We start from the raw sequence: 25,749 nt of genomic DNA on the forward strand, positions 1-25,749 counted from the left end.
AAAAACACGTTCATAGTCCTAAGTAATATATTATCAAAAATAGTATAATTAAACAATATAAATATACTTGTGTATCAATTAAACACTTAATTAGAGCAACTTATCGCAAGTATATCAGGACCAGTATGAGAACAAATTGCAACTCCACCTCTTGTAAACAAAAGTCTTCTACATTTTATTCTCGTTTTTATTTCTTCCTCTAGTTTTGCTAGGTCATCTATATTATCTCCACAACCTATGGTAAATATCATATCTTCTATATTTTTTCCTTCAGTTAATTCCAATATCATATCTACAAGTTTTGTTACCATGTGTTTTGTTCCTCTAACTTTATTTATAAGTTTAGCATCCCCATCATCAAATAAAAATATAGGTTTTATATTTAACATATTTCCGACTATGGCCGTTGTCATTGGAACTCTACCACTCTGTTTTAAGAAGTTCAGAGTATAAGGCATAAATATTAGTCTTACACTGCTATATAAATTATCAAGCTCTGACATTATGTCATTTACTTCCATCCCACTCTCTATTAGTTCGCAAGCTTTAATTACGTATTGACCACTCCCAAGTGATAAATTTCTAGTATCAAAAATATGAATTTTGTCCTGATCAGTATCGTTCTTTGCTAGTGTAGCACTTTGAAATGTTCCTGAAGATTTTGCTGCACCTGTTAGACATATAATTTCATATCCTTCTTGTACGTACTTGTCAAAAACTTCTTTAAATTCCATATACGTTGCTTGAGATGTCTTAGGTATAACATTTATTCTCTTAACTAAATCGTAAAATTCCTGTTTATTTATATCAACGCCTTCTCTATACTCTTTGTCATCAACTATTATAGTAAGCGGAACTATTTCAATGTATTCTTTATCCATGATTTCCTGTGGTATATCACACAAACTGTCGCAAACTAATTTTATCTTCAAAATAATCTCCTCCTTCATATAATAAATTTCTATATAAATTTTGTCTTTCCTCTTTAAATTTGAATATGTACTTAATTTTTCGAAATTATTCGTTAATAATTAAAATATACACTATTTTTTCGAGTTTAAAACTTAATTTAAAAATTAATATGTAATAATGCCAGTATTTGTCAAGTTATTCTAGAGTTTTATGTAAAATTAAATATCCTGTTACAATAAAAAATTACAAAAAAGCAGGTATCTGAATACCTGCTTTATTATAGAAATAAATTACTTTCTTAATCCTAATTTTGCTATTAATGCTCTGTATCCCTCAAGATCTTTTTCTTTTAGATACGCTAATAGGTTTCTTCTTCTACCAACCATTTTAAGAAGTCCTCTTCTTGAGTGGTGATCTTTTTTGTGAATCTTTAAATGCTCATTTAATTCGTTGATTCTAGCTGTTAATAACGCTATTTGTACTTCTGGAGATCCAGTATCTCCTTCTTTTCTTGCATATTCTTTTATTACTGTTTCTTTGTTCATTTGTAAACCCTCCATTTATTTATTAATCGCCAAATACTAAGCATCGATTGGAGTATTCAAATGCTGAGTAATGGTTATTTTCCTAAACTATTCTAACATAATTTATTTTATTTTGCAAACATAGTTTCTTTTAACGTAATCTACGTCTTTAGTAAGTTGTTTTTTGAGACCATCTAAATCATCAAACTTTATTTCATCTCTTATCTTTTCCAAAAATTCAACTTCAATTATTTTTCCGTATATTTCTTTGTCAAAATTTATTATATTGGACTCAATTGATAAACTTTGTCCGTTAACAGTAGGATTAAACCCTACATTAGTTGCACCAAAGTACAACTCATCCTCTATCTTTACTTTAGAAGCATAAATACCAATCTTTGGTGAGAGCATTGCTTTATCAAATCTAATATTTGCCGTCGGAAATCCAATAGTTCTTCCTAGCTTTTTTGAGTGTATAACTTCTCCACTCATTTTGTAGTTTCTGCCAAGATACTCTTTGATTTCATCTACTCGACCGCTTGATACAAGACCTCTGATAAATGTACTGCTTATTCTTTTGTCTCTAATCATAACAGGCTCGACAATCTCTACATCAAATTTGTATTTATTCTGTACACTCTGTAAAAACTTAGAGTTTCCCATTTTTTCTTTTGCGAAACTAAAGTCATGTCCTATGATTATAAACTTTGCGTGAAGCTTGTCTACTAAAATATCCTCTACAAATGTAGTGGGATCGACTGTAGTCATATATTGGTCAAAGGGTACTATTACAGCTACATCTACCCCCATAGACTCAAAAACTTCGAGTTTATCCTCATTGCTTATTATATTCTTTACGGTACCTGGCTTAAAAAAGTTTACTGGATGATTTTCAAAAGTAAAAACAACACTCTTTATACCGTTTTCTTCAGCTGCTTTTACAGTTTTATTGATCAAAACCTGATGTCCTTTATGTACTCCATCAAAATTTCCAATAGTTATAGCACTGTGTGTAATATCTTTAATTTTATCTAATGATTTAATTATTTCCATATAAATTTCCTCGTCAAAAATATAGTCTACACAAACATTTTAACACTTTTAACTGTAGTTATGTTATTACTTCTAGTTAATTTTCCAATTCCTAAAAAACCATCTTTGCCATAAACCCTTACAAATTCATCTTCTTTGCTGTAATCAGATTTTAAAAAACGTCTCTCATCAATGGCTCCACCATTTGTGTAGTACTTTAAAGCATTGTCGTTTAAAAGAATATATTTATACTCTCTAAGAACAAAATCTATATCTCCATTATTTAAATGTTCTTCTAACGTTCCATCATTATATCTGGAATCTAATTCTTCAAGCGTAATAGAATCTTCTAATTTAAACATTCCAGAAGAAGTCCTAATAAGTAGCGACATATGAGCTCCACAACCTAGTTCTTCACCTATATCATGGCATATACTTCTAACATACGTTCCCTTAGAACATTCAACTTTAAATACAACTTTGTTCTTTTCAAATCTAAGTATATCTAAATTTTTTATATTTACTTTTCTAGATTTTAATACAATTTCATCTTCCCTACCACTTCTTACTAAGTCACACATTCTCTTGCCATTAACCTTTAAAGCCGAATAAACTGGGGGAAATTGCTCAATTTCACCCCTCTGTTTATCGAAGGCTTTTTCAATATCATCTATATCAAAATATATATCTTTAGATCTATTTAAAATTGTTCCAGATGAATCATAGGTATCTGTACTTATTCCTAAAGTCATCTCGCATAGGTATTCTTTGTCTTTATTTAGTATAAATTCACTTACCTTAGTTGCTTTACCCACGCATATAGGAAGTACACCTGATGCGTCTGGATCTAATGTTCCCGTATGGCCAACCTTTTTGGTGTTTAGAATTTTTCTAACTGCACTTACGACATCATGTGATGTCATACCAGTTGGTTTTAGTATATTAATAACTTTATCCATTAGTCTCACCTTGTAATGTATTTAAAACTACGTCTAGTACTTTCTTTTTGGCGTTTTCTATAGTATCTAGTATTGTACACCCTGCAGCTTTGGTATGTCCGCCACCGCCAAATACTTGAGCAATTTTACTAACATCAGTATCATTTTTAGATCTTAAACTTACTTTAACTTCATATTCATTTCTCTGTTTAAATAAAATGCCTATATTAATTCCATCTATATCCCTTGTGTAAGTAGTTATTCCATCAACATCATTGTAGCTGATTTCATTTCTATCTAGCATTTCATTAGTTAGAGTTATACAAGCAACTTGTGATTCAAAAACTTCTAATGTATTTAAAGCTTCTCCTAGTAACTTATAGTAACTAAAAGAATTGCTTTGATATACATTTATTATTATTTCATCTTTTTGTGCACCCATCATTATTAGATTTCTAGCTATCTCAAAACTATCCTCATCAGCATTTGTGTAAGAGAAGTTACCTGTATCAGTAACTAACCCTGTATAAAGTGATGTAGCTATTTTTTGATCTATAAGGTTAATACCATTTAACTTTTTATATCTATTCAAAAGTCTATAAACAAGCTCACAAGTTGATGAGGCTTCTGTATCTATAAAATTTATATCGCCATATCCTTTATTGCTTGCGTGATGATCTATTGTAATAAGTACTTTTGCACCTTCTATTAAAGTCTCTTCTATACATATCCTATTTTTATCTCCACAGTCTAAAGATACTACTACATAATCAGTTTGCTTAAAATCCTGTGAAGAAAGTTTTTCTACTCCATCAACCAAAAAATTCATATTTAGCGGAATAGTATCGTCAAGCACATAAAATACTTTTTTGCCTAGTCTTTTCAGAGCGAAATAGGTAGCTAGTGTTGATCCCAAATTATCACCATCTGGGCTGATGTGTGATGTTACAAGAAAAACTTCATTTTCCTCTATGCATTTAAGTATATTGTCTACACTATTTATCATCATTTTCTACCTCTGGGTTTTTTGGTCCTTTTTTGTTCACACTTTTTATAAGCTCTTCCATATACATTCCTCTCTCTAAAGAGTCATCTATTTTAAATATTATTTCAGGAATGTATCTTAGTTTTATATTTTTTCCTACTTCTCTTCTTGTAAATCCACCTGCGCTTTTTAATCCTTGAAGAGATGATTCTTGATCTCCCCCTAATATACTAACATAAACGTATGCATATCTTAGGTCATTTGTAACTTCTACGTCTGTTACACTTACCATAGAATTTATACGTGGATCTTTTATTCCACTTATCAACATTGTGCTTACTACTTTTTTTATTTCTTCAGCTATTCTAGCTGTTCTATTGTATGATGCCATGCTATTCAACCTTCTTTATAAAAAATTTGGCCTATAACTAGGTATATTTTATATTATAATTTTCTTTGTATTTCTTTAGTTATATATGCCTCTATTATATCGCCTTCTTTAAGATCATTATAGTTTACAATACTTATACCACATTCGTATCCTGTGTTAACTTCTTTAACATCATCTTTAAATCTCTTAAGTGCGGCGATCTCACCTTCATGGATTATTATACTATCTCTTACTATTCTTACTTTACAGTTTCTAAATATTTTACCATCAATTACATAACATCCACATACTGTTCCAACTCCAGATATTTTGTATATTTCTCTTATCTCAGCTTTTCCAGTATCTTCATCAACGTATTCAGGATCTAACATTCCAGTCATAGCTTGCTTAATGTCATCTATAGCCTTATAGATTATTGTGTAAGTCCTTACATCAACATTTTCTTTTTTAGCTAATGACTCTGCTCCTGGAACTGGTCTTACATTAAATCCAATTATTATCGCGTTTGACGCAGCTGCTAGTAATACATCAGACTCTGTAACTGCTCCTGCTCCACTGTGTATTACTCTTACTTGTACTTCTTCGTTAGAAAGTTTTTCAAGTGATTGCTTAACTGCTTGTACAGAACCTTGTACGTCTGCTTTTATAACTATATTAAGATCTTTTACATTTCCTTCATTCATTTGCTCAAATAGTGCATCAAGAGACAATCTTTGAGTAGCTTTCATTTGTTCATCTCTCTGCATTTGTTTTCTTCTATCTGCAACACTTCTAGCTATTTTGTCAGTTGGAACTTCAACAAACTGATCTCCACCTTGTGGAACTTCAGATAAACCTAATATCTCAACAGCTGTAGATGGCCCAGCTACTTTTACTCTCTTACCTTTAGAGTTAATCATGGCTCTTACTTTACCACTTGTAGCACCTGCAACTATAGGATCTCCTACACGAAGAGTTCCACCTTGTACAAGCACAGTGGCAACTGGTCCTCTACCTTTGTCTAACTCGGCTTCAATTACTGTACCAACTGCTCTCTTGTCAGGATTAGCTCTTAATTCTTCAACTTCAGCAACTAAAAGAACCATTTCCAATAGAGTATCTATTCCTTCTCTCTTCTTAGCTGATACTGGTACAGATATTACATCTCCACCCCAGTCTTCAACTAATAGTCCTTGATCTGCCAGTTCTTGTTTAACTTTATCAGGATTTGCTTCTGGTTTATCAATTTTGTTTATGGCTACTATTAGAGGAACACCTGCTGCCTTTGTATGGTTTATTGCTTCTATAGTTTGAGGCATTATACCATCATCAGCTGCGACAACTAGTATAGCTATATCTGTAACTTGAGCACCTCTAGCTCTCATTGAAGTAAAGGCCTCATGTCCTGGTGTATCTAAGAAAACAATCTTCTGTTCTTTTACCATAACTTCAGAAGCACCTATATGTTGAGTTATACCACCTGCTTCAGCTGAAATAACATTTGACTCTCTTATAGCATCAAGGAGAGAAGTTTTACCATGGTCAACGTGACCCATAACAGTCACTACTGGTGGTCTAGGTTTTAAATCCTCTTCTTTATCTTCTTCGATTTGCATTAATTCTTCAATTTCCAGAGCTTCTTTCTCATCACTTTCTGATTGAACTAATTCAAATCCGTATTCATTCACAATTAAAGATGCTATTTCAAAACTTAGCTCTTGATTTATTGTTGCCATTGTTCCCATTTTCATAAGCTTCATTATTATTTCTGAAGCAGGTTTATCTAATCTTTCAGTTAAATCCTTAACTGTAATTTCACCTTCTACTACTATTTTATTTCCATTATCTTCTTCTAAATCAGATAATTCCATTGCGATCTCTAGATTTTCACCTTCTAGAACATCGTCTTTTGCTACGTTTATATCTAACTCAGCAAGTTTTTCTATTAAACTCTCTGTAGATATATTTAAATTCTCTGCTACCTGGTATACTCTTGTTTTTGACACAAGATCACCCCCTATTATATTTTAAACTTCCATTAATCGCTTGATACTTTCTGCAAAACCATCATCTTTTATTCCAATCACAGCTCTAGGAGATTTCCCCATTGCTAAGCCCATATCATTTTTAGTTGAGCAGATTATATATGGTATTTTTCTATATGATGACTTATCTTTGAATAGTTTTTGTGTATTATTTGATGCATCTTCTGCTATAAGTACAAGTTTAACTCTACCCTTTTTAAGTTCTAACAAAGTAGAATCATCTCCAGATACAACTTTTCCAGCTCTCATAGCAAGACCTATCAATGAAAAAACCTTTTTTATTTTATCTTCATTATTTATCATCGCTATCTAACTCCGATAATATACTGTTGTAAACTTCATCTGGAATCTCCATTTTAAACGCTTTGTTTAAAGCTTTGCTTTTAATAGCTTTTTTTATACATTCTTCACTTTTACAAATGTACGCTCCCCTACCATTAGCTTTCATAGTTTTATCCACAAAGATTTCTCCTTCTTTGTTTTTGACTATTCTCATCAGCTCTTTCTTAGAATCTCGATCTTGACATGAGATACATTTTCTCTGAGGCACTTTCTTTACCTTTTTCAAAAATAACCCCTCCTTATTATCTCTAATAGCCTAAATTATTATCATTTATTTTATTCTTAATGATTATAATTCGTCAGACTCTTCTATAGTATTTGTATCTTCAACTTCTACTACTTCTTCTAAATTGTTTTCATCTTCATAATCAGCTGATTCGCCTAAGTTGTCTATATCAACATCGTTAGATAACTCATCTTCTTTAGAATTTGCAGCTGCTAACATATCTGCTTCTGCTTGAGACTCGCTCTTGATGTCTATCTTCCAGTTAGTAAGTTTTGCTGCTAATCTTGCATTTTGCCCTTCTTTACCTATAGCTAATGACAATTGGTAATCCGGAACAACTACTAAAGCAGACTTTTCTTCTTCATTTACATCGACCTTAACAACTTTAGATGGGCTAAGTGACGCTGATATAAATGCTGCTGGATCTTCATCGTACTTAATTATATCTATTTTTTCGTCCCCAAGTTCGTCTACTATATTTTTTACTCTTAGACCTTTAGGACCGACACATGCTCCTATTGGATCTATCTTATCATCTATAGATTTAACTGCCATTTTTGTTCTTGAACCAGCTTCTCTAGCTACAGATTTTATTTGAACAATTCCTTCATATATTTCTGGAACTTCTTCTTCAAATAATCTCTTAACCAGTCCTGGATGACTTCTAGATACTACTATTTGAGGTCCTTTATTTGTTTTCTTAACTTCTAATATATAGAACTTCATCTTCTGTCCAGCTTTATAAAACTCTTGAGGTATTTGCTCTGTTTGAGTCATTATACCCTCTATTCTTCCTAAGTTAACGTGAACTACATTTTTGTTTGCTCTAGCAACTTCTCCAGATACTATTTCATTTTCTTTTTCTATAAATTCTTTATAAACTATTTCTCTTTCAGCTTCTCTTATTCTTTGTACTACAACTTGCTTTGCAGTCTGAGCAGCGATTCTTCCAAAATCTTTTGGAGTTACTTCATTTTCAATTATATCCCCTAGTTCATAGTTAGGATTTATTTTTCTAGCATCCTCTATATCGATCTCTAAAAAAGCATCGTATAAATCAGATTCATCCACTACTGTTCTCTGAGAAAAAACTCTTATACCATTTTCTTTATCAAACTCTACTCTTACATTTTGAGCTGATCCAAAGTTCTTCTTATATGCAGTTAAAACTGCCTGTTCAATAGTGTCAATTAATATATCTCTGTCTACTCCTCTGTCAACTACTAATTCATCCAATGCTTCCATAAACTCGTGATTCATTTTCCCATATCCTCCATAGTTTTATTATACCTTTAAAACTTAATCGCCAACCTAATAATTGCGACATCTTTTCTATCAAAATCAACAGTATCTCCATTTACATCAAGTTTTATAATATTCTCTGGTGTCAATTCTATAAGTGTTCCTTCATACTGTTTACTTCCATTTAGAGGTTTATATAGTTTTAGTTCTACATCTCTACCTTTATATCTAACGAAGTCTTTTTCTTTTTTAAGTGGTCTATCAAGACCTGGTGAAGAAACTTCTAAGAAATAATTTTCCTGTATGGGGTCTTTTTCATCAAGAATTGGACTCAGCTCTCTACTTATCGTTTCACATTCAGAAAGTGAGATTCCATCTGGTTTATCTATATATATTCTCAGGTAATATTCACCTGACTCTTTTACGTACTCTACATCAACTAATTCAAATCCATGACTGTCAGTAACTTCAGTTACTATGCTTTCTACTAAAGCTTCTAAATTTTTCTTCATCTTTTTAACCTCCTTATTCAATTGTAATAAATCTAACATATCATAAAACAAAAGAGTGAGAACTGACGCCCCACTCTTATTTTTGACCAAGTATGTTGTTTTAATTACATAATATCACACATTTTCTAGATTTGCAAATTTTTAAAATAATGAAAGCTGATTTTTATCGCTCATTTGCTCTAGTGAGCCATGATTTGTAAGTACTTCTATTACAGGTTTCGAAACTTTTGCTCTCTTTCTAAGGTCTTCTTTAGATATGAATTCACCCAACTCACGCTCTTTTTGAATATTTATAGCGGCATTTTCTCCAAGACCCTGTAACGATGTCATAGGAGGAAGTATAGTCTTTCCACCTACCACTTTGAACTCTTTGGCATCGGATTTGTATATATCTACAGGCAAAATTTTTATACCTCTTGCATACATCTCAAGAGCAACTTCTAAAACCGTGTACATACTTTTTTCTTTAGTTGTTGCATCGTTTCCTAAAGCTTCTATTTCATGCATCTTACCCTTAATTGCATCCATCCCTTTAACAACTAAATCAGAATCAAAGTCCTCAACCTTAGTTGTAAAGTAGGTTGCATAAAACGCCTCTGGATAATAAACTTTACAATATGCTAGTCTAAAAGATGTCATAACGTATGCAACTGCATGTGCCTTTGGGAACATATACTTGATTTTTTTGCATGACTGTATATACCAATCTGGTACGTTATTTTTAACCATCTCTTCTACGTGCTCTGGCTTTAGACCTTTTCCTTTTCTAACACTCTCCATTATTGTGAAACTCATCTTCGGAGGCAAACCCTGAAATATAAGGTAGTTCATTATATCATCACGCGTAGATATAACTTCTTTTAGCCCAACTATGTCTTCCCTGACCAAATCTTGAGCATTGTTTACCCATACATCAGTACCATGAGAAAGGCCTGAGATTCTAACTAGTTCTGCAAATGTAGTCGGCTTTGTATCAAGTAGCATCTGTCTAACAAACTTTGTCCCAAACTCTGGAATTGCTAAACATCCAATAGGACAACCTATATCTTCTGGGATAACCCCTAAAGCTTCTGTAGAAGTAAACAGAGACATAGTCTTCTTATCATCTAAAGGTATATCTAAAATATTGATACCTGTTATATCTTCAATCATTCTTATAAGGGTCGGACCATCGTGTCCTAGTATGTCAAGTTTAAGTATCCTACCACTTATTGAATGGTAGTCAAAGTGAGTTGTTATAACTCCAGATTCCTTATCATTTGCCGGATATTGAATCGGTGTGAAATCATATACATCTTTATAATCTGGTATAACCATTACTCCACCAGGATGTTGACCTGATGTACGTTTTACACCTGTACATCCATTAGAAAGTCGTAAAACTTCAGCATTTGGTACTGTAATATTATTTTCTTCTACGAATTTTCTAGCATAACCGAAGGCAGTCTTATCTGCAACTGTACCTATTGTCCCGGCTCTATATACATATCCCTCACCGAAAAGTTCTTCAGTATATTTATGTATTGTAGGTTGGTAATTTCCTGAGAAGTTAAGATCTATATCAGGCTCCTTGTCTCCTTCAAATCCTAAGAAGACTTCAAAAGGTATATCATGTCCATTTTTTGTGAGCGGTCTTCCACATTTGGGGCAATCTTTATCAGGTAAATCTACTCCAGATCCCCATTCTCCTACTTCATAAAAATAAGAATACTTACAGTCTTCATTTTCACATATATAATGTGCTGGTAAAGGGTTAACCTCTGTTATATCGCTCATTGTAGCTGCAAATGAAGATCCAACTGATCCCCTAGATCCAACTAAATATCCATCTTCCATAGATTTTGCAACAAGTTTTTGGGCTATTATATACATGACCGCATAACCATTACTTATTATAGAATTCAACTCTCTATCTAACCTTTTTTTAACTACATCAGGAAGTGGATCTCCGTAAATCCTTATAGCCTTTTTGTAGCACATCTCTCTAAGCTCGACATCAGATCCTTCGATTACTGGAGGATACGTTTCATCTGGGATAGGTTTTACATCTTCCACCATATCCGCAATTTTATTAGTATTTTCTACAACTACTTCGTAAGCCAGTTCTTCCCCTAAGTAGCTAAACTCCTCTAGCATTTCATCTGTAGTTCTAAAATGTAAATAAGTCTCTTCCTCATCATTTTTAAAGCCTTGAGAATACTTCAAAACTGTTCTAAGTACGGCCTCGTGTTTATCTAAAAAGTGCACATCTCCCGTGGCAACAGGTATTTTTCCAAATTTTTTTGCTATCTCAACGAGTCTTCTATTGATATTTCTTAGCTCATCCTTATCTCTGACTTCTCCTTTATCAATCATAAACTGATTATTATCAGTAGGCATTATTTCAATATAATCGTAAAGTTCCAGAATTTTTCCTAGATCTTCTTCAGGCGTATTTTTTTTAACTGCTTGATATACTATACCAGCCTCACATGCAGAACCTACAATTATTCCTTCCTTCAATTCATTTAATACACTTCTCATAATCCGTGGCGCTCTGTAAAAATGATTTATATGTGCATCAGAAACTATTTTATACAAATTTTTAATACCAGTTTGGTTTTTGGCTATAAGAGTTATATGATTTGTATTTAATTTGGTATAATCTATTTTTCCTAAGACATCATTCACTTCACTTAGAGTATTTGCACCCTTTTCTTTTAACATATTTAAAAATTTAATAAAAATATTTGCCGTAGCCTCAGCATCATCTACCGCCCTATGGTGGTTTAGCAGAGGAATGCCTAGTGCCTTCGCTACAACATTAAGCCTATGTCTCTTTAAGTCAGGTAAAAGCACCTTAGCTAGCATCAATGTATCGACACTTTTACTATTGTACTCAATTCCCATTTGTCTGCATTTTTCTGCTATAAACCCTGTGTCAAATTCAGCATTATGGGCCACTAACACGCTATTATCTATAAAATCCATAAATTTAGGTAGTACCTCTTCAATTGTTGGTTTATCTTTAACTAAATCATTTGTAATTCCGGTAAGTTCTTGAATTTTATACGATATATCTTTTTCAGGATTAACGAGTTCACTAAATCTATCTACTACCTTATAATCTTTAATTTTAACTGCACCTATCTCAGTGATTTTATCATTTGTATTAGAAAAACCTGTCGTCTCTATATCAAATACTACAAATGATTGAGAAAGTTCTAGATCATTTGCATCCTCTATTATCTTAAAATCATCTTCTACTAAGTAACCCTCAACGCCGTAAAGAACTTTTATATCGTTTGCTTTAGCTGCAGACATCGCGTCTGGAAATCCCTGAACAACACCGTGATCAGTAATAGCAATAGCACTGTGGCCCCAAGCAGCAGCTCTTGACACAAGATCTTTAACAGAACAAATGGCATCCATAGAAGACATCTGAGTATGTGCATGTAGCTCAACTCTTTTTTTCTCAGATCTATCAAATCTCTGTGGTCTCTCTTCTTCTCTTATACCGCTAATAGTCATACTTATTTCTCTTTGGTAAGTATCATAAATTACATCGCCTTTAATCTTTAAATAAGTTCCTTTTTTAACTCGATCGAGAACTCTATCTTTATTTGTGTCAGTTAAGAACAACTTACATGCAATTGAACTTGTATAATCAGTTATCAGTGCTATCATCAATATTTTCCCGTTTCTTAATTCTTTAATTTCCACGTCGAAAATATCACCAGTTATACCTACTGTACCTGAGTTTTCATTTATGCTTTTAATAGTATCTACAGGAGCATTTACATTGTCCCCGAATATCATATTTTCATCAATTTCATCGTTTAATACAGCACATCCTTCTTCAGGTTCCTGATCTATTTCAGATTCTTTCAGTTCAAGTGCTTTTATCTTTTCTTCTAATTCACTATCGCTATTTTTAATTATCCGTTCTATATCCACTTCACCATCTACAGCCTTTTCAAGTGTAATATTGAGATCTAAGCCCAATTCTTCTGTAAAAACACTCTTTAAGACATATATTGCATTTTTACTCATAAGTCTATCGTAAAAAATAGACTTTGGTAATTTTATCTTTAGATCATCGTCTAAACACATATACTCAATCTGCTTTTGCCAGCCAGCTAATGCTGGACAAAGCATCTTTAGTATATAAAGGATGTTGGTCCAATATTTTTTTATAATATCCTTGTTTTTAGCTCTATCTAAACCAGTGAATTTAATCTTTATCTTTATATCTCTAAAATATCCAAGCTTATTAGATAACTCTTCTCTAAGCATATCTAAAAAGTCGTGTAGAACTATATCTTTAGAAGTAAGGTAAAAATATACAATTTTATCTTCTTTAAAGTATACTACACGCTGAATATATACTTCTTTTAATTGCTTATCGAGAATACTATTATTTATATCAAGTTTGTCCAAATATTCCTTTACACTATCCACTTAATCATCCCTTCCCAAAAGGACTATCTTAAATTCAAATCAATAAGCCGATTCCTTTTTATTCATTTACTCTTCATAGATTATATCATATAAATTTGATTCAAAATAAATAAAGGCTATAGAAATTTCTGTAATCCCTATAACCTTATACACTATTTAATTTTGATACAAGATAAAAATTTTTAGCCTGCATCGGTATCTATATTTATTTTGTAATAATACGTACTCTATATAAAATTCTTTCTTAATTATGTATGTTCACAACTTATTTACAATACTGAGGTATTTCAAATTCCAGTACTGCATTAGGATCATATATATTTATAAGACCGTTCATTACACCTGAGATTCCATTAGCCCAGTTTACATCAGTTGCATACTGATGCCAAGTTACATCGTAATTCCATCTCATCTTATATACACTATTCTGTTTGTATTTACTATTAGGGTAATTCTCTGAAATCCATTTAGCTGAACCATCAATTGTAGCGTCTACAGTAGTCCACCCATTTGTATAAGCCGCTTCTGCTCCTGAAAGATTTGCAGTTCCGTCTACAGCTCCGATTCCAAAGAAGTTGTATACCATAACTGGTGTTTCTAATTTCTCACCTTTATATGTTGTTAAAAGTTGCCCTTTAGCTAATGTAGAATTCCCGTATCCAGTTTCCCACATAGAGTGAGCTACAAAATATACTGGGTCAATATTGTATTTTTTCGCTGCATCTTTAAAAGCTTGTCCTTTATTTTTAAATACATCAGAAGTTTTAGAATTTAAATAAGAATTTAATCTATCAACTGATACTTCTCTGTATGTATTAGTTGTTAAAAACTGCATCATTCCTCTTTCAGTATTCGTAAAGTTGTAAGGATTTAGATAGTATTCTAAGTCACTTTTATCTGCACTTACATATGATCTAGATAATTGTTTCATCATATAAGTAGTCATCAATTCACTACTTCTTGATGCATTCTTGTTTACTAAGTTTGTACCTTGAGCAAGCTGTTTATCTACATGATTGGATAGCGAATAAACTAATGGATTTTTGTTTACAATCGCTCCATTTATATCTATTATTTCACCATCATCTGGCTCTTCTGTGTTTTCACTTCCAGAGTTAAGTATTCTGTCACTTATTTTTCCAGCTTCTATCATATTAGAATAAACATTACTCCATTTAGAACTTGTCGTACTTTTTGCTGTTTTATTAGCATTATTATCTAAAACCGCTTGATTCCCAGTAGCATTGGCACTAATAGCTGTCATCTGTAAGACTATAAGCGTAGTTATAAAAGTCTTTTTATTCACTCAATATCCCACCTTTTTCTTTTTTTGTAATAATTTTGTAACTATTTCTTATTTATTATACGACAATTATTTTAAAAGGTAAATACAGAACACACGTTGCCTGTATAAATTGAGTTGTAAAAAACCTAATCATATAGCTTTAAGCAAAAATAATCTCATCTAATTGGACCATTAAATTTACATTATTAATAACTCTCCACTTGTTTTATATCTAGTTTGGTATAATATAAATAGTGTCAAATGTAATATGGAATGAAGAAAGGAGTTAATTATGTATAAAGATAAAACAGAAGAAATAGATGAATTAAAAAAACTAATAGAAAAATCTAATAACATAGTATTTTTTGGAGGAGCAGGAGTCTCCACAGAGTCTAATATTCCCGACTTTAGAAGTTCATCTGGTTTATTTAATCAAAAATTAAACAAAAACTTTTCTCCCGAAGAATTAGTATCGCACTCATTTTTTGTAATGCATCCAGATGAATTTTATAAATTCTACAAAGATAAACTTATATATAAAGATGCTGAGCCAAACTACGCCCACAAAGCACTTGCAAAGTTAGAAGAAGTAGGAAAGTTAAAAGCTGTAATAACACAAAATATAGATGGATTACACCAAATCGCTGGTAGTAAAACTGTTTATGAATTGCATGGTTGTGTTCACAGAAATTACTGCACTGGATGTAATAAATTCTATAATTTAGATGAAATGTTAGACATAGGAGGTAATATCCCTTATTGCAATGAATGTGGATCAATTGTGAAACCTGATGTAGTCTTATATGAAGAAGCTTTGGATGAAGAAGTAATAAATAATTCAATAAAAGCTATAGAAAAAGCTGATCTTTTAATTATAGGTGGAACTTCTCTTGTAGTTTATCCCGCAGCTAGTTTTGTTTCTTACTATAGAGGCAAAGATACTGTTCTAATAAATAAAAGTAAAACTGGATATGATGGGAATGCACAATTAATAATAAATGACTCAATCGGTAATGTATTGTACCGAACAATTTTAGAATAAATATATATGAAATTTGAAATCGTTGAATATATTTAGTATAATGTTTTAAGGATTTTTATACGAAATAAATGAGTAAAACTGAAAGGAGATAGTTATGAAATTAAAAACAATTTCACTACCAGAGCTTAACAATTTAAGCCCAACTCTAGAATCTACATTCATAAAAATGGGAGAAGAGCAAGGTGAGTTAGCTGAGTGTATTGGTAAATACAGAAATTTAAGTGGAGAAAATAACTCTCTAGATGAAATAGAAATAATAGAGAAAACCGCAAAAGAATTAATGGATGTAGCTCAGACTTGTATAACTATGATGTTTAAACTTGAAGAACAGTACGGTATAAATATTGAGGAAATAAGAAAAGACCACATAGAAAAACTGGAAAAAAGAGGGTATATAAAGAAAATAGATTAAAATATTTACGACATTTAAAAATAAAGACAAATATAGACCCACATAATAAACTTATGAAGAGTAAAATTTAAAAAATCTTTAAAAAAACTTAAGTTTTACATACTATATATGTGTAGTATTTAATATTAATAAAGTCCAGCAAAATTTTTGCTGGACTTTATTTCATAATATATTAAATCTACTCACTAAATTTATAATATGTAAAAATTATTCTTTTAATAGGAATATAAACTCAACTAAAAACTGAATTTTATATATTTCGGCTTATCTTCAAACTAAGCACAATAAAAATCAAAACTAATCAAAAAACTTCCCCTTATAAAAATTCTCATTGTCAAGTTTCTTTGCCGTCAGCCTGAACATGACGCAGCCATCTGGGCATACAATGTCCTTGCTATATTTTCCATTGCCGCCAATGTTCTCTAAATCTCCGCCACTTCTGACCGACTCCATGGTTGGGAACATAATCATCATGACCTTGGAACAGATACCCTGTCCATCCGCATTTATGGGACAGCCATAGGTGCAGGTATACTTATCCCCGACTTCCTCGCCGTTTCGGCAGTATCGCTCTGTATGGTCACTACGAAGAAACCCAGTTACCTCGATTTCAAATTCGTACTCCTCATCATACCATTTTTTCATGATTAACCTCCAAATTCTAATTTATGAAGAATAATTTAGTGAAATTGTAACTTAATTTATATATTTAATTGTACCATAATTTTCACGATTTATAATTGTTTATATATCTCAGCATAATTAACTTTGAGTTATTCTTTAAGTTCTTTATTTTCTTCTTCAAGTCTTTCAATTTTCTTTTTAGCTATAATAGCATCTTTACTGCTTAGTAGCTAACCCGTATTCTTATGTAAATATTTATTTTTTAATAACTATTTTATCTAATTAAGTATATTATATATTAAATTCCTTTTATCTGAATATATATATATATATATATATAAATTTAGTCACGTGAGGGAGGATAGTTCAGATGTTTGATATCATCCATTTTTCAAACAACCATCTCGTAGTTATATTTTTGTTTGCTATATTTTTACTTATTTGTCCTAAGTTAATAAAAAACATACTCCCATACAGCTATTTAGTAGAAAAAATACTCACTTTTTTAATTATTTTTAATGTGGTATTTGACCAAATGATTAAATATTTTTCTAGGGAGTACAATGTATGTATTTCAATGCCTATTGGTATAAGTTTTATAGTTATGTATTTAGCTATAGCTATATTTGTCTTTAAAAAATATCATTTGTTCAATGTATTTTTTTCGTGGAGCATAGTATCCACGATTGGTGATCTTTGGTTTTTCAGAGATCCAAATACTACTTTTTTGAGTATAGAATCTACTGTATTTTTATTATCAAAATGTTTAATAATATACTGCTTAATATATTTGATGGAGGTAAGAAAATTTAAAATTAGTGATTCAGCGGTTAAAGATAATTTATTAGCATGTTTACTGTATTTTCCCTTTATACTTGCACTAAATGTACTTACTAGTGCAAATTATCCATACGCATTCTTTAACTACAACATAATTAGTGCTTTAATTTTCACTATAATATCCAGTTTTATTTATATCCCGGTTGCTATAAGCGATGAATTAGACCTTAAAGGGAGATAAATTCTTATATATTATTTACAAATTTTTAGAATCAAAAATAGAGCGATTGATTATAATAATGATTTTTTAGTTACATATATTCATCTAAATCGATAATCATTATATTTAATCAACCGCTCTTTAAAGATATATTATATTTATTTAAAATTTCTTTTTGTTTTTATACTTCTTACCTTTCTTATCACAATCTTTTTTATTATTTTTAGACATATTTTGTATTTTCTCTAAAACCTTTGGAGTTATATTCAATATATTATCCACTAAGTTTACACTACTATCCATACTCATTAACCTAGTCTCACCATCTTCTACTACAACAAATGCAACTGGTTGAATAGAAATCGCACCAGCACTGGCACCTGCAAAATTTGTGTCATTTCTTTCTTCGTTATCATTGAGATCTATTTCTATTTTTTTATTTTTTTCGTAACCCTTTGAATATTCTCCCCCTCCAATTCCAAATCCTATAGTCACTTTTGATATAGGAACAACTACTGTGCTTTCTGTTTGAATAGGATCTCCTACAATTGTATTTGCGTCTATAGACCCTTTAATTGTTTCAACAGTTGTCTCCATAAGATTTTTTATCGACCCTGTCGCTCTCATCTTTATCACCATCCCTAAATTCACCTTTGTTTTTCTTGTATATAACGTAAAGTGTTTTCGCTAAAAAAATTAAATCCTTAATTTTGAGTTTTAAATGTACTTTAATATTACCAACTAAATAACTTTTCAAATAGTCTGGCCTAACATTTAGATATATTTTTTTTGGTTTAATTAGATTTATAATATTTCCGTATATAGTGTTTATAAATATAAACACAAATGAAGTAAATTGTATATTTGTACTCCCGAATTCTATATTAGAGTAAAATTCTTCTACTTTTACCCTGCTTAATAAATAGTAAAAACTTATAATGTCGTCAGCCAGTAATATGTTTTTATCTTTATACTGTGCTTTTCCCCTCTCTCTATTTTCTTTGTTATCGGCTGGGTAAATCTGTCTATTTATATTTATTAAATTAAATAGAAACTTTACATTTAAATTTATAACTACATCGTCATTTCTAATCTTTGAGTAAACTATTGCGTTTAAAGTTGAAATAGAAATTATAAATATAAATATAAAAGCTAAAGTTATTGATAAAGTTACGCCGCTGACGCCTAATATTTCAAAAATTTTCATATATATAGTATCATCAAATAAACTAATAACTATACTTAATTCATTAAAATAGTACTGAATTAAGTATAATTATTCAATTTTAAAAAAGGCTCAAATATAATATAAATTATACTTGAGCCTTTATTTGAAAATCTAAACAAATAAAAAATATATTTTTTTTGTTTTTTATTTCAATCCTTGAAACTTATCTAATGCAGGAAGATCCTCTAGTTTTTCTAGCTCTAATGATTTTAAAAACTCATCAGTAGTTTTGTATATAATTGGTCTCCCTATTTTTTCAAGCCTTCCTGCTTCTACAATTAAATTATTATCGCACAAAGTACTTATAGCTTTATCGCATTTTACTCCTCTAATATTTTCAATTTCAAGTTTGGTAATAGGTTGCTTATAGGCTATTATTGTAAGAGTCTCTAATGTAGCCTGACTTAAACTTTTCTTTTTTTGAGGTTCTACAATCTTGTTTATAAAATTTGCATATTTAGTATTTGTACACATTTGATACTTATCTTCTAACTTTATGATTTGAAGGCCTCTTTCTTCTTCTTGATACTCATTTATTAAATCATTTAGCATGATTTCAATCTCTTTAGATGATAATTCGTCATTGATTATGGTATTTAAATCATTAATACCAATTGGATCTCCATAAGCAAACATAACCGCTTCTATTATATATTTTATCTCTTCACGTTTCATAATCTAACTCTCCAGCTTTTTCTTTATTAAAATATCATTGAATAAAATATCTTGTTCCACTACTACTTCTTTGACCTTTATAAGCTCGAGCAATGATAAAAATGTTGCTACAATTTCATTAATATCGTATCCATCAACAATTTTAGAAAACTTAGCTTCATCAGTTTTTAGTAAAATTTCTCTTATATATGTAGTTTTTTCTTCAATAGGAACAACTCTTTCGTTTATAAGTTTATCTAGTTTTTCATCTATTTCTTCAGAATCTTTTTCTTTTTTAGAATTTAAAATATTAGGTAAAATGCTAAGCAAATCTTGTAATGTTATATCTTCAAATGAAATCGACTCATCGGATACTAATTCTTGCTGATTTCTATAATATCTATCCTTTATATATCTCATATTTTTGCTAATTTCTTGCGACGCTTCTTTGAATTTTTTATATTCCTCTAATTGCTCCATAAAATCTAATCTTGGATCTTCTTCGTCTTCTTTTTTGTTGTAAAGTAAGAACTTGGACTTTATTTCTAGAAGTTTTGAAGCCATAGCTATAAAATCACTTGTTACTTCTAAATCCATCTTATCCATCATCCTTAAATATTCGATATATTGATTAGTAATATCTACTATAGATATATCTTTTATCTCTATTTTATGTTTTGTTATTAAATCATATAATAGATCCAAAGGACCTTCGTATACTTGTAATTGAAAATTATACTCCATTTTAGTACCTCTAATCTATATTACAAAAAACTGTATTATATTTAATATAACATTGTAAATAGGATTTAATATAATTCCATATACTCCAGTAAACAGAGCTAACAAAAGTATAAAGAATCCATATCTTTCGTACTGATATAAATAACCGCTATATCTATTGGGAATAAATGACGTTAATACACCCCAACCATCAAGTGGAGGAATAGGAAGTAAATTAAAAGCAGCTAATCCCAAACAGTAAGCTACTGTCCAGTCCATAACAGTATAAACAGAATATATGTGTACATACTTCATTATATACAAACAAATTATAGCTGTTATTATGTTAAATATAACACCTGCCATAGATACTATAAAATTTCCTACTCTATAATTTTTATAATTGTTTGGATTTACTGGTACTGGTTTAGCCCAACCAAACTTAAATATAAACAACATTATAATACCAATTGGATCAACGTGATTCATTGGATTTAAAGACATTCTCCCTTCATCCTTTGCTGTATCATCACCAAGCAGATGAGCTGCAAAAGCATGCCCAAATTCGTGAACTGAAATTGCTATTGCTATTGCTACTACTGAAGCCAGTACAGTACTTATATCAAAATTTCCAAATCCCATATATATCTCTCCTAATTTTTTATACTCCTCATTATAACAATTTATTGTAATTTTATCAAAATTAATATTGATTCAGAGTCAAATTTAAACTAAATTAAAAAAGAAGCCTTTAGACTTCTTTTTTAATTTAGCAATTATTTTATTATATCATATTTTCTATAACTCTTTGGAGCATTTGAAGATAACTTGCTCTCTTAATATCTTTTGTATTTATAAGATCAACTTCACCAATAACTTTATTGTCCTTCATTATCTGAACTTTACCTAAGACAGTTCCCTTTTTAATTGGAAGCTTTGGATTTTCATCAAGTTTAATTACTTTTTTGAAATCTTTAGATTCACCTTTTTTAACTAAAGCAGTTAAATCATCTTTTACAACTAAATCCACCTTATTTTCATCAGCTTTGTCTAAGTTAAGTTTACCAACTTTATCATTTTTATTTGCAATTTTAACACTTTCATAATTTGCAAAACCGTAATTTAATAGGTTAGAAGCATCGCTAAATCTCTCTGGAGAAGTTTCAGCACCAAGTGTTACCGCTACTAAATGCGTATTTCCCCTTTTTGCAGACGCAGATAAGCAATATTTTGCTTCTTTTGTAAATCCAGTCTTAACACCAGTTGCTCCATTATAATGTTTTATAAGTTTATTTGTATTTGCAAGTCCAACTTCTACTTTTTTCTTACCTACAACGACCTTATCCATCCAAGTAGTAAGGTATTTACTTATCATATCATGTTTTAATAATTCTCTTGACATAATAGCAATATCATTTGCTGAAGTATAATGATTATCAACAGGTAGGCCATTTGTATTAACAAAATTAGTATCTTTCATCTTTAAGTCTTTAGCTCTTGAATTCATCTTATTCACAAATTCTTCTACACTACCAGATATATGCTCCGCCATGGCTACACACGCATCGTTAGCAGATGCAACCGCAATCCCTTTTAGAAGAGTGTCTACAGTTTGAGTATCACCTGGCTCTAAGAATATTTGGCTACCACCCATACTAGACGCATTTTCACTTACTTGAACATTATCAGTTAGCTTTATTTTTCCCTCATCGATTGCTTCTACTATAAGTAACATGGTCATAACTTTAGTTACACTAGCAGGAGGAAGCTTTTCGTGGGAATTTTTTTCAAAAAGTACCTTACCTGTTCCAACATCCATAAGGATAGCTGATTTTGAAGCAAGTTCAGTATTTTTTTTCTCACTATCATTATTGTTAGCATACGAAAATCGAATAGGGGTAAGTGCAATCATTATTGCCAATAACATACTAGTTATTTTTTTCAATTTTTCTCACCTCTTTATATATATTTACATTTATTTTCTCTCTTTTAATTTTTTTTATTCTCCATGCTTCGAGTTAGTTTTTTTATGACCTTCAACAGATGGAATGTTTTTAAAATATCCTTGTAAAACTCCACCTGTTGATGCATTCTCTATTGCATCAAATACAAAATCTCTGTCCACACCATATTCACTAGCCATCTCTATCCTTAGTTGTTTTAAAGCTTTTCTTGCATTATTATCTATACTTTTTCTCTCCAAATAAAACACCTCCAAAACTATTTGTTATCTATTCATAGTTTTGGCAATTTTTTAAAACCTAGTAAGGTAATTTCTGCTAGTAATATTTTTTTATAATTAAAAGAATAATAAAGGGGCATTAAAAAGATTTTAATGATTAAAAAAGATGCCAAAATTATTTTGACATCTAAATAACATAATTTTAATTATCTTTTATATTTAATGAATATTCCTTTCACTAAGATTAAATTTTAGAATCTAATTACTTAAATTCAAATTATTGTTATATTATATTATAAAAGTACAAAAAAGAAGGGCCTAATTAAGCCCTCCTTTTTTTATACTTCCATGATTATAGGTAATATCATAGGATTTCTCTTTGTTTTTTGATATAAATAATCTTTTAAATTCTCTTTTATATTATTTTTTAGGTAAGCCCATTCTTTAATGTTTTTCTCTTCACATTCTAGAAGTACATTTTTGATTACTTCTTTAGCTCCACCTATAAGATCTTCTGATTCTCTAACATATACAAACCCTCTAGAGATTATATCTGGTCCAGCTAGAACTTTTCCTTCGTCTTTGGATATAGTTACGACTACAATCATTAAACCGTCTTCAGATAGGTGTTTTCTATCTCTTAAAACTATATTTCCAACATCTCCAACACCTAATCCATCAACTAAGACGTTTCCTGTTTGAATTCTACCTTCTACTTTAGCTGATTCTTTATCTAGCTCAAGGATATCTCCAGTTTGCATTATAAATATATTATCTTCACTCATGCCAAGCTGATTAGATAAATTTGCGTGTGCTTTTAGCATTCTATATTCACCATGTGCTGGCATAAAATATTTTGGCTTAACAAGTGTATGGATAAGTTTTAACTCTTCTTGACAAGCATGTCCAGATACATGTATATCTGCTACATCGCTGTGTACAACATTTGCACCTTTTTCTAGCAGTAGGTTTATCACTTTTGAAATCAGTTTTTCATTACCTGGTATTGGATGAGCTGACATTACTACTACGTCTCCATCTTTGATTTCAACTTTTTTATGTTCAGAATAAGCCATTCTTGCAAGGGCAGACATTGGCTCTCCTTGAGATCCAGTAGTTATTATTACCAATTCTTTGTCTTCGTATTTAGATATATCATTTAAGTCAATCATCATATCTTCAGATACATCTAAATATCCTAAATCTTGGGCTACTGCAAAAACATTTACCATAGATCTTCCTGACATAGCAACTTTTCTACCAAACTTTTGTGCTGCATTTATTATCTGTTGTAATCTGTGTATATTTGAAGCAAAAGTCGCAACTATTATCCTACTATCTTTTGATTTTGTAAACACATCGTCTAAACCAACACCTACTGATTTTTCCGACATAGTAAATCCTGGTTTTTCTACATTGGTACTATCCGCCAACATTAAAAGAACTCCTTCGCTTCCTAACTCACAGAGTCTGTGTAGATCCATAACATCACCATCCATTGGAGTAAAATCAACCTTGAAATCTCCAGTATGGTATATTATCCCTTGATCTGTGTGCACCGCTATGGAGTATGCATCTGGTATACTATGATTATTTTTTATAAACTCTACATCCATACTACCTACTTTTATTATCTCTCTCGGAGCTACAGTCAATATTTTGATATTATTAAGTTTATGTTCTTTAAGCTTGACTTGAATCAACCCTACACTTAATCTAGAACCATATACAGGTACGTTTATCTTCTTAAGTATATAAGGAAGAGCTCCTATATGATCCTCATGACCATGTGTAATAAATATCCCTTTTACTTTTTCCCTGTTCCTCACAAGGTAAGTGATATCTGGGATCACGATATCTACTCCTAACATTTCATCTTCTGGGAAACTAAGTCCCGCATCGATCACTATTATTTCATCTTTATACTCAATCGCAGTCATATTTTTACCGATCTCATTGAGTCCGCCTAAGGCCATAACTTTAATCTTATTGGCATTTTTTTTGATCAATTGCATCATCTCCTTCTGTCTATTTAGTTTTAAAATTACTATTAATATCAAATAACACGCTCTTTACCAGTTACTTACATTGTAACATAGTTTGTATTTTATTTTAAGCCATATTTAAAATACATATACCGTACTATTTTGACAAAATTATCTAATTCTGATATTCTCTAGATACTATAAAGTTACTAATTAGGAGGGTTTATGCGAGGTAAATCACACGGTGCTGTTGGCATACTAACTGCTATACAGACATCCTTAATATTTAAAATACCTATTTCGATAGTGGGTATATTGGTCGCAGCTATTTTTTCAATTTTACCTGATTTAGACCAACCTAATTCTTCAATATCGCAGTTTATATTTAAAAACGACATATCTAAATATATATATAAAATTTTTATATATTTGGTGAATGTTATTATTTTCTTTATTTCTATTAATATAAATGAAAATTTTTATATTAGTGCAATAGTAACATTTATAGCTATCATAATAATTGAAGCAAAGATAACACATTCACTTATTAGAAAAGTATTTTTATCACTTATATTTATATTGTTGGCTATTTCATTATATTTTATAAACGTTCCGATATATTTTGTTATGTTTGCATTAATTTTTGCGGTTTTCCCATGGCTAAAGCATAGAAGTTTTTCTCACAGTATATTCGCCGTAATTATGATTTACTTTATACTAAAGCAAATTGAATTAGTCTCAGGATTAGAATATTTATCTGTATACGGTACTATAGCATATGGAAGCCATATATTTTTGGGAGACTTGTTTACGAAACAAGGTGTCCCACTATTTTATCCAATTAGCGATAAAAAAATATCTCTTGGCTTTTTAAAAGTCGGTGGTAAATTTAGTAACTTCGCTGAGTATCTGTTTATACTGGCTCTTTTACTTATCGTACTATTTTCAATATACAAACTTTAACATCGATAATTATTAATATAATAAAAATAGAGGATATCTTGTATTGGCTAGAATTCAAAGTAAAATCTGAGCAAATACAGCAT

The 25,749-nt window shown here is 30.6% G+C and carries 26 protein-coding genes; 4 read left to right on the forward strand and 22 right to left on the reverse strand.

Annotated elements, in window-relative coordinates; genetic code table 11:
- Positions 1-86 precede the first annotated feature (86 nt).
- The 13 genes from KQI18_RS01855 to KQI18_RS14415 all read right to left on the reverse strand — a co-directional run bounded on the left by KQI18_RS01855 (position 87) and on the right by KQI18_RS14415 (position 14,874).
- Positions 87-932 carry a DegV family protein gene (locus tag KQI18_RS01855; protein ID WP_216465840.1) on the reverse strand — a complete coding sequence of 282 codons (846 nt, stop codon included), beginning with the start codon at positions 930-932 and terminating at the stop codon, positions 87-89.
- A gap of 270 nt (positions 933-1,202) precedes the next feature.
- On the reverse strand, positions 1,203-1,457 hold the full coding sequence (rpsO, locus tag KQI18_RS01860) for a 30S ribosomal protein S15 (RefSeq protein ID WP_216465841.1): 255 nt from the start codon (positions 1,455-1,457) through the stop codon (positions 1,203-1,205).
- Positions 1,458-1,559: 102 nt separating this feature from the next.
- Positions 1,560-2,489 (reverse strand): bifunctional riboflavin kinase/FAD synthetase, encoded by a 930-nt coding sequence (locus tag KQI18_RS01865; RefSeq protein ID WP_216465842.1) that lies wholly within the window; start codon positions 2,487-2,489, stop codon positions 1,560-1,562.
- A 26-nt stretch (positions 2,490-2,515) separates the two neighbouring features.
- Positions 2,516-3,427, reverse strand: coding sequence for a tRNA pseudouridine(55) synthase TruB (gene truB / locus KQI18_RS01870; protein ID WP_216465843.1), 912 nt, complete (start codon positions 3,425-3,427; stop codon positions 2,516-2,518).
- Positions 3,420-4,415 carry a DHH family phosphoesterase gene (locus KQI18_RS01875; RefSeq protein ID WP_306819683.1) on the reverse strand — a complete coding sequence of 332 codons (996 nt, stop codon included), beginning with the start codon at positions 4,413-4,415 and terminating at the stop codon, positions 3,420-3,422. Before KQI18_RS01875 ends, truB begins: the two co-directional genes overlap by 8 nt.
- Positions 4,402-4,782: a 30S ribosome-binding factor RbfA gene (gene rbfA, locus KQI18_RS01880; protein ID WP_216465844.1), complete on the reverse strand. Its 381-nt coding sequence runs from the start codon at positions 4,780-4,782 to the stop codon at positions 4,402-4,404. Before rbfA ends, KQI18_RS01875 begins: the two co-directional genes overlap by 14 nt.
- Positions 4,783-4,835: 53 nt before the next feature.
- Positions 4,836-6,767: a translation initiation factor IF-2 gene (gene infB, locus KQI18_RS01885; RefSeq protein ID WP_216465845.1), complete on the reverse strand. Its 1,932-nt coding sequence runs from the start codon at positions 6,765-6,767 to the stop codon at positions 4,836-4,838.
- Positions 6,768-6,788: 21 nt separating this feature from the next.
- Positions 6,789-7,109: a L7Ae/L30e/S12e/Gadd45 family ribosomal protein gene (locus KQI18_RS01890; RefSeq protein ID WP_216465846.1), complete on the reverse strand. Its 321-nt coding sequence runs from the start codon at positions 7,107-7,109 to the stop codon at positions 6,789-6,791.
- Positions 7,099-7,374 (reverse strand): RNase P modulator RnpM, encoded by a 276-nt coding sequence (gene rnpM, locus KQI18_RS01895; protein WP_216465847.1) that lies wholly within the window; start codon positions 7,372-7,374, stop codon positions 7,099-7,101. Before rnpM ends, KQI18_RS01890 begins: the two co-directional genes overlap by 11 nt.
- Positions 7,375-7,437: 63 nt before the next feature.
- A complete protein-coding gene (nusA, locus tag KQI18_RS01900) occupies positions 7,438-8,634 on the reverse strand; it encodes a transcription termination factor NusA (RefSeq protein ID WP_216465848.1) in 1,197 nt (398 codons plus the stop codon).
- 32 nt (positions 8,635-8,666) lie between these two features.
- Positions 8,667-9,128 carry a ribosome maturation factor RimP gene (gene rimP, locus KQI18_RS01905; RefSeq protein WP_216465849.1) on the reverse strand — a complete coding sequence of 154 codons (462 nt, stop codon included), beginning with the start codon at positions 9,126-9,128 and terminating at the stop codon, positions 8,667-8,669.
- A gap of 141 nt (positions 9,129-9,269) precedes the next feature.
- Complete coding sequence (locus tag KQI18_RS01910; RefSeq protein ID WP_216465850.1) at positions 9,270-13,568, reverse strand: PolC-type DNA polymerase III; 4,299 nt, start codon at positions 13,566-13,568, stop codon at positions 9,270-9,272.
- Positions 13,569-13,833: 265 nt separating this feature from the next.
- Positions 13,834-14,874 carry an N-acetylglucosaminidase gene (locus KQI18_RS14415; RefSeq protein WP_330647818.1) on the reverse strand — a complete coding sequence of 347 codons (1,041 nt, stop codon included), beginning with the start codon at positions 14,872-14,874 and terminating at the stop codon, positions 13,834-13,836.
- A 271-nt stretch (positions 14,875-15,145) separates the two neighbouring features.
- On the opposite strand from KQI18_RS14415, the gene KQI18_RS01920 reads away from it, so the two are divergent.
- Positions 15,146-15,895 (forward strand): NAD-dependent protein deacylase, encoded by a 750-nt coding sequence (locus KQI18_RS01920; protein ID WP_216465851.1) that lies wholly within the window; start codon positions 15,146-15,148, stop codon positions 15,893-15,895.
- A 94-nt stretch (positions 15,896-15,989) separates the two neighbouring features.
- Positions 15,990-16,307: a MazG-like family protein gene (locus tag KQI18_RS01925; protein WP_216465852.1), complete on the forward strand. Its 318-nt coding sequence runs from the start codon at positions 15,990-15,992 to the stop codon at positions 16,305-16,307.
- A 297-nt stretch (positions 16,308-16,604) separates the two neighbouring features.
- Here the strand turns inward: KQI18_RS01925 and KQI18_RS01930 are convergent, their stop codons facing one another.
- Positions 16,605-16,952 (reverse strand): TIGR04076 family protein, encoded by a 348-nt coding sequence (locus tag KQI18_RS01930; protein WP_216465853.1) that lies wholly within the window; start codon positions 16,950-16,952, stop codon positions 16,605-16,607.
- 349 nt (positions 16,953-17,301) lie between these two features.
- Between KQI18_RS01930 and KQI18_RS01935 the strand changes: the two genes are divergently transcribed.
- Positions 17,302-17,952: a YwaF family protein gene (locus tag KQI18_RS01935; protein ID WP_216465854.1), complete on the forward strand. Its 651-nt coding sequence runs from the start codon at positions 17,302-17,304 to the stop codon at positions 17,950-17,952.
- A 141-nt stretch (positions 17,953-18,093) separates the two neighbouring features.
- Here the strand turns inward: KQI18_RS01935 and KQI18_RS01940 are convergent, their stop codons facing one another.
- From KQI18_RS01940 to KQI18_RS01975, 8 genes are all read right to left on the reverse strand, one after another.
- A complete protein-coding gene (locus KQI18_RS01940) occupies positions 18,094-18,570 on the reverse strand; it encodes a spore germination protein GerW family protein (RefSeq protein ID WP_236887597.1) in 477 nt (158 codons plus the stop codon).
- Positions 18,512-19,138, reverse strand: a complete 627-nt coding sequence (locus KQI18_RS01945; RefSeq protein WP_216465855.1) for a DUF2953 domain-containing protein — start codon at positions 19,136-19,138, stop codon at positions 18,512-18,514. Before KQI18_RS01945 ends, KQI18_RS01940 begins: the two co-directional genes overlap by 59 nt.
- 165 nt (positions 19,139-19,303) lie before the next feature.
- The gene (gene scpB / locus KQI18_RS01950) at positions 19,304-19,834 is read right to left on the reverse strand and encodes an SMC-Scp complex subunit ScpB (protein ID WP_216465856.1); all 531 of its coding nucleotides are present in this window, start codon (positions 19,832-19,834) and stop codon (positions 19,304-19,306) included.
- A 3-nt stretch (positions 19,835-19,837) separates the two neighbouring features.
- The gene (locus KQI18_RS01955; protein ID WP_216465857.1) at positions 19,838-20,557 is read right to left on the reverse strand and encodes a segregation and condensation protein A; all 720 of its coding nucleotides are present in this window, start codon (positions 20,555-20,557) and stop codon (positions 19,838-19,840) included.
- Positions 20,558-20,572: 15 nt separating this feature from the next.
- On the reverse strand, positions 20,573-21,178 hold the full coding sequence (locus tag KQI18_RS01960; protein WP_216465858.1) for a site-2 protease family protein: 606 nt from the start codon (positions 21,176-21,178) through the stop codon (positions 20,573-20,575).
- Between the two features lie 142 nt (positions 21,179-21,320).
- Complete coding sequence (locus KQI18_RS01965) at positions 21,321-22,481, reverse strand: D-alanyl-D-alanine carboxypeptidase family protein (RefSeq protein WP_216465859.1); 1,161 nt, start codon at positions 22,479-22,481, stop codon at positions 21,321-21,323.
- Positions 22,482-22,535: 54 nt separating this feature from the next.
- Positions 22,536-22,739, reverse strand: a complete 204-nt coding sequence (locus KQI18_RS01970; protein WP_236887598.1) for a CD1290 family small acid-soluble spore protein — start codon at positions 22,737-22,739, stop codon at positions 22,536-22,538.
- A gap of 317 nt (positions 22,740-23,056) precedes the next feature.
- Complete coding sequence (locus KQI18_RS01975; RefSeq protein WP_216465860.1) at positions 23,057-24,733, reverse strand: ribonuclease J; 1,677 nt, start codon at positions 24,731-24,733, stop codon at positions 23,057-23,059.
- Positions 24,734-24,928: 195 nt separating this feature from the next.
- Here KQI18_RS01975 and KQI18_RS01980 point away from each other — a divergent pair, with 195 nt between their 5' ends.
- Positions 24,929-25,666, forward strand: a complete 738-nt coding sequence (locus tag KQI18_RS01980) for a metal-dependent hydrolase (protein ID WP_216465861.1) — start codon at positions 24,929-24,931, stop codon at positions 25,664-25,666.
- Positions 25,667-25,749: the final 83 nt, after the last annotated feature.

Source organism: Metaclostridioides mangenotii, from assembly GCF_018917235.1.
Lineage (GTDB): Bacteria > Bacillota > Clostridia > Peptostreptococcales > Peptostreptococcaceae > Metaclostridioides.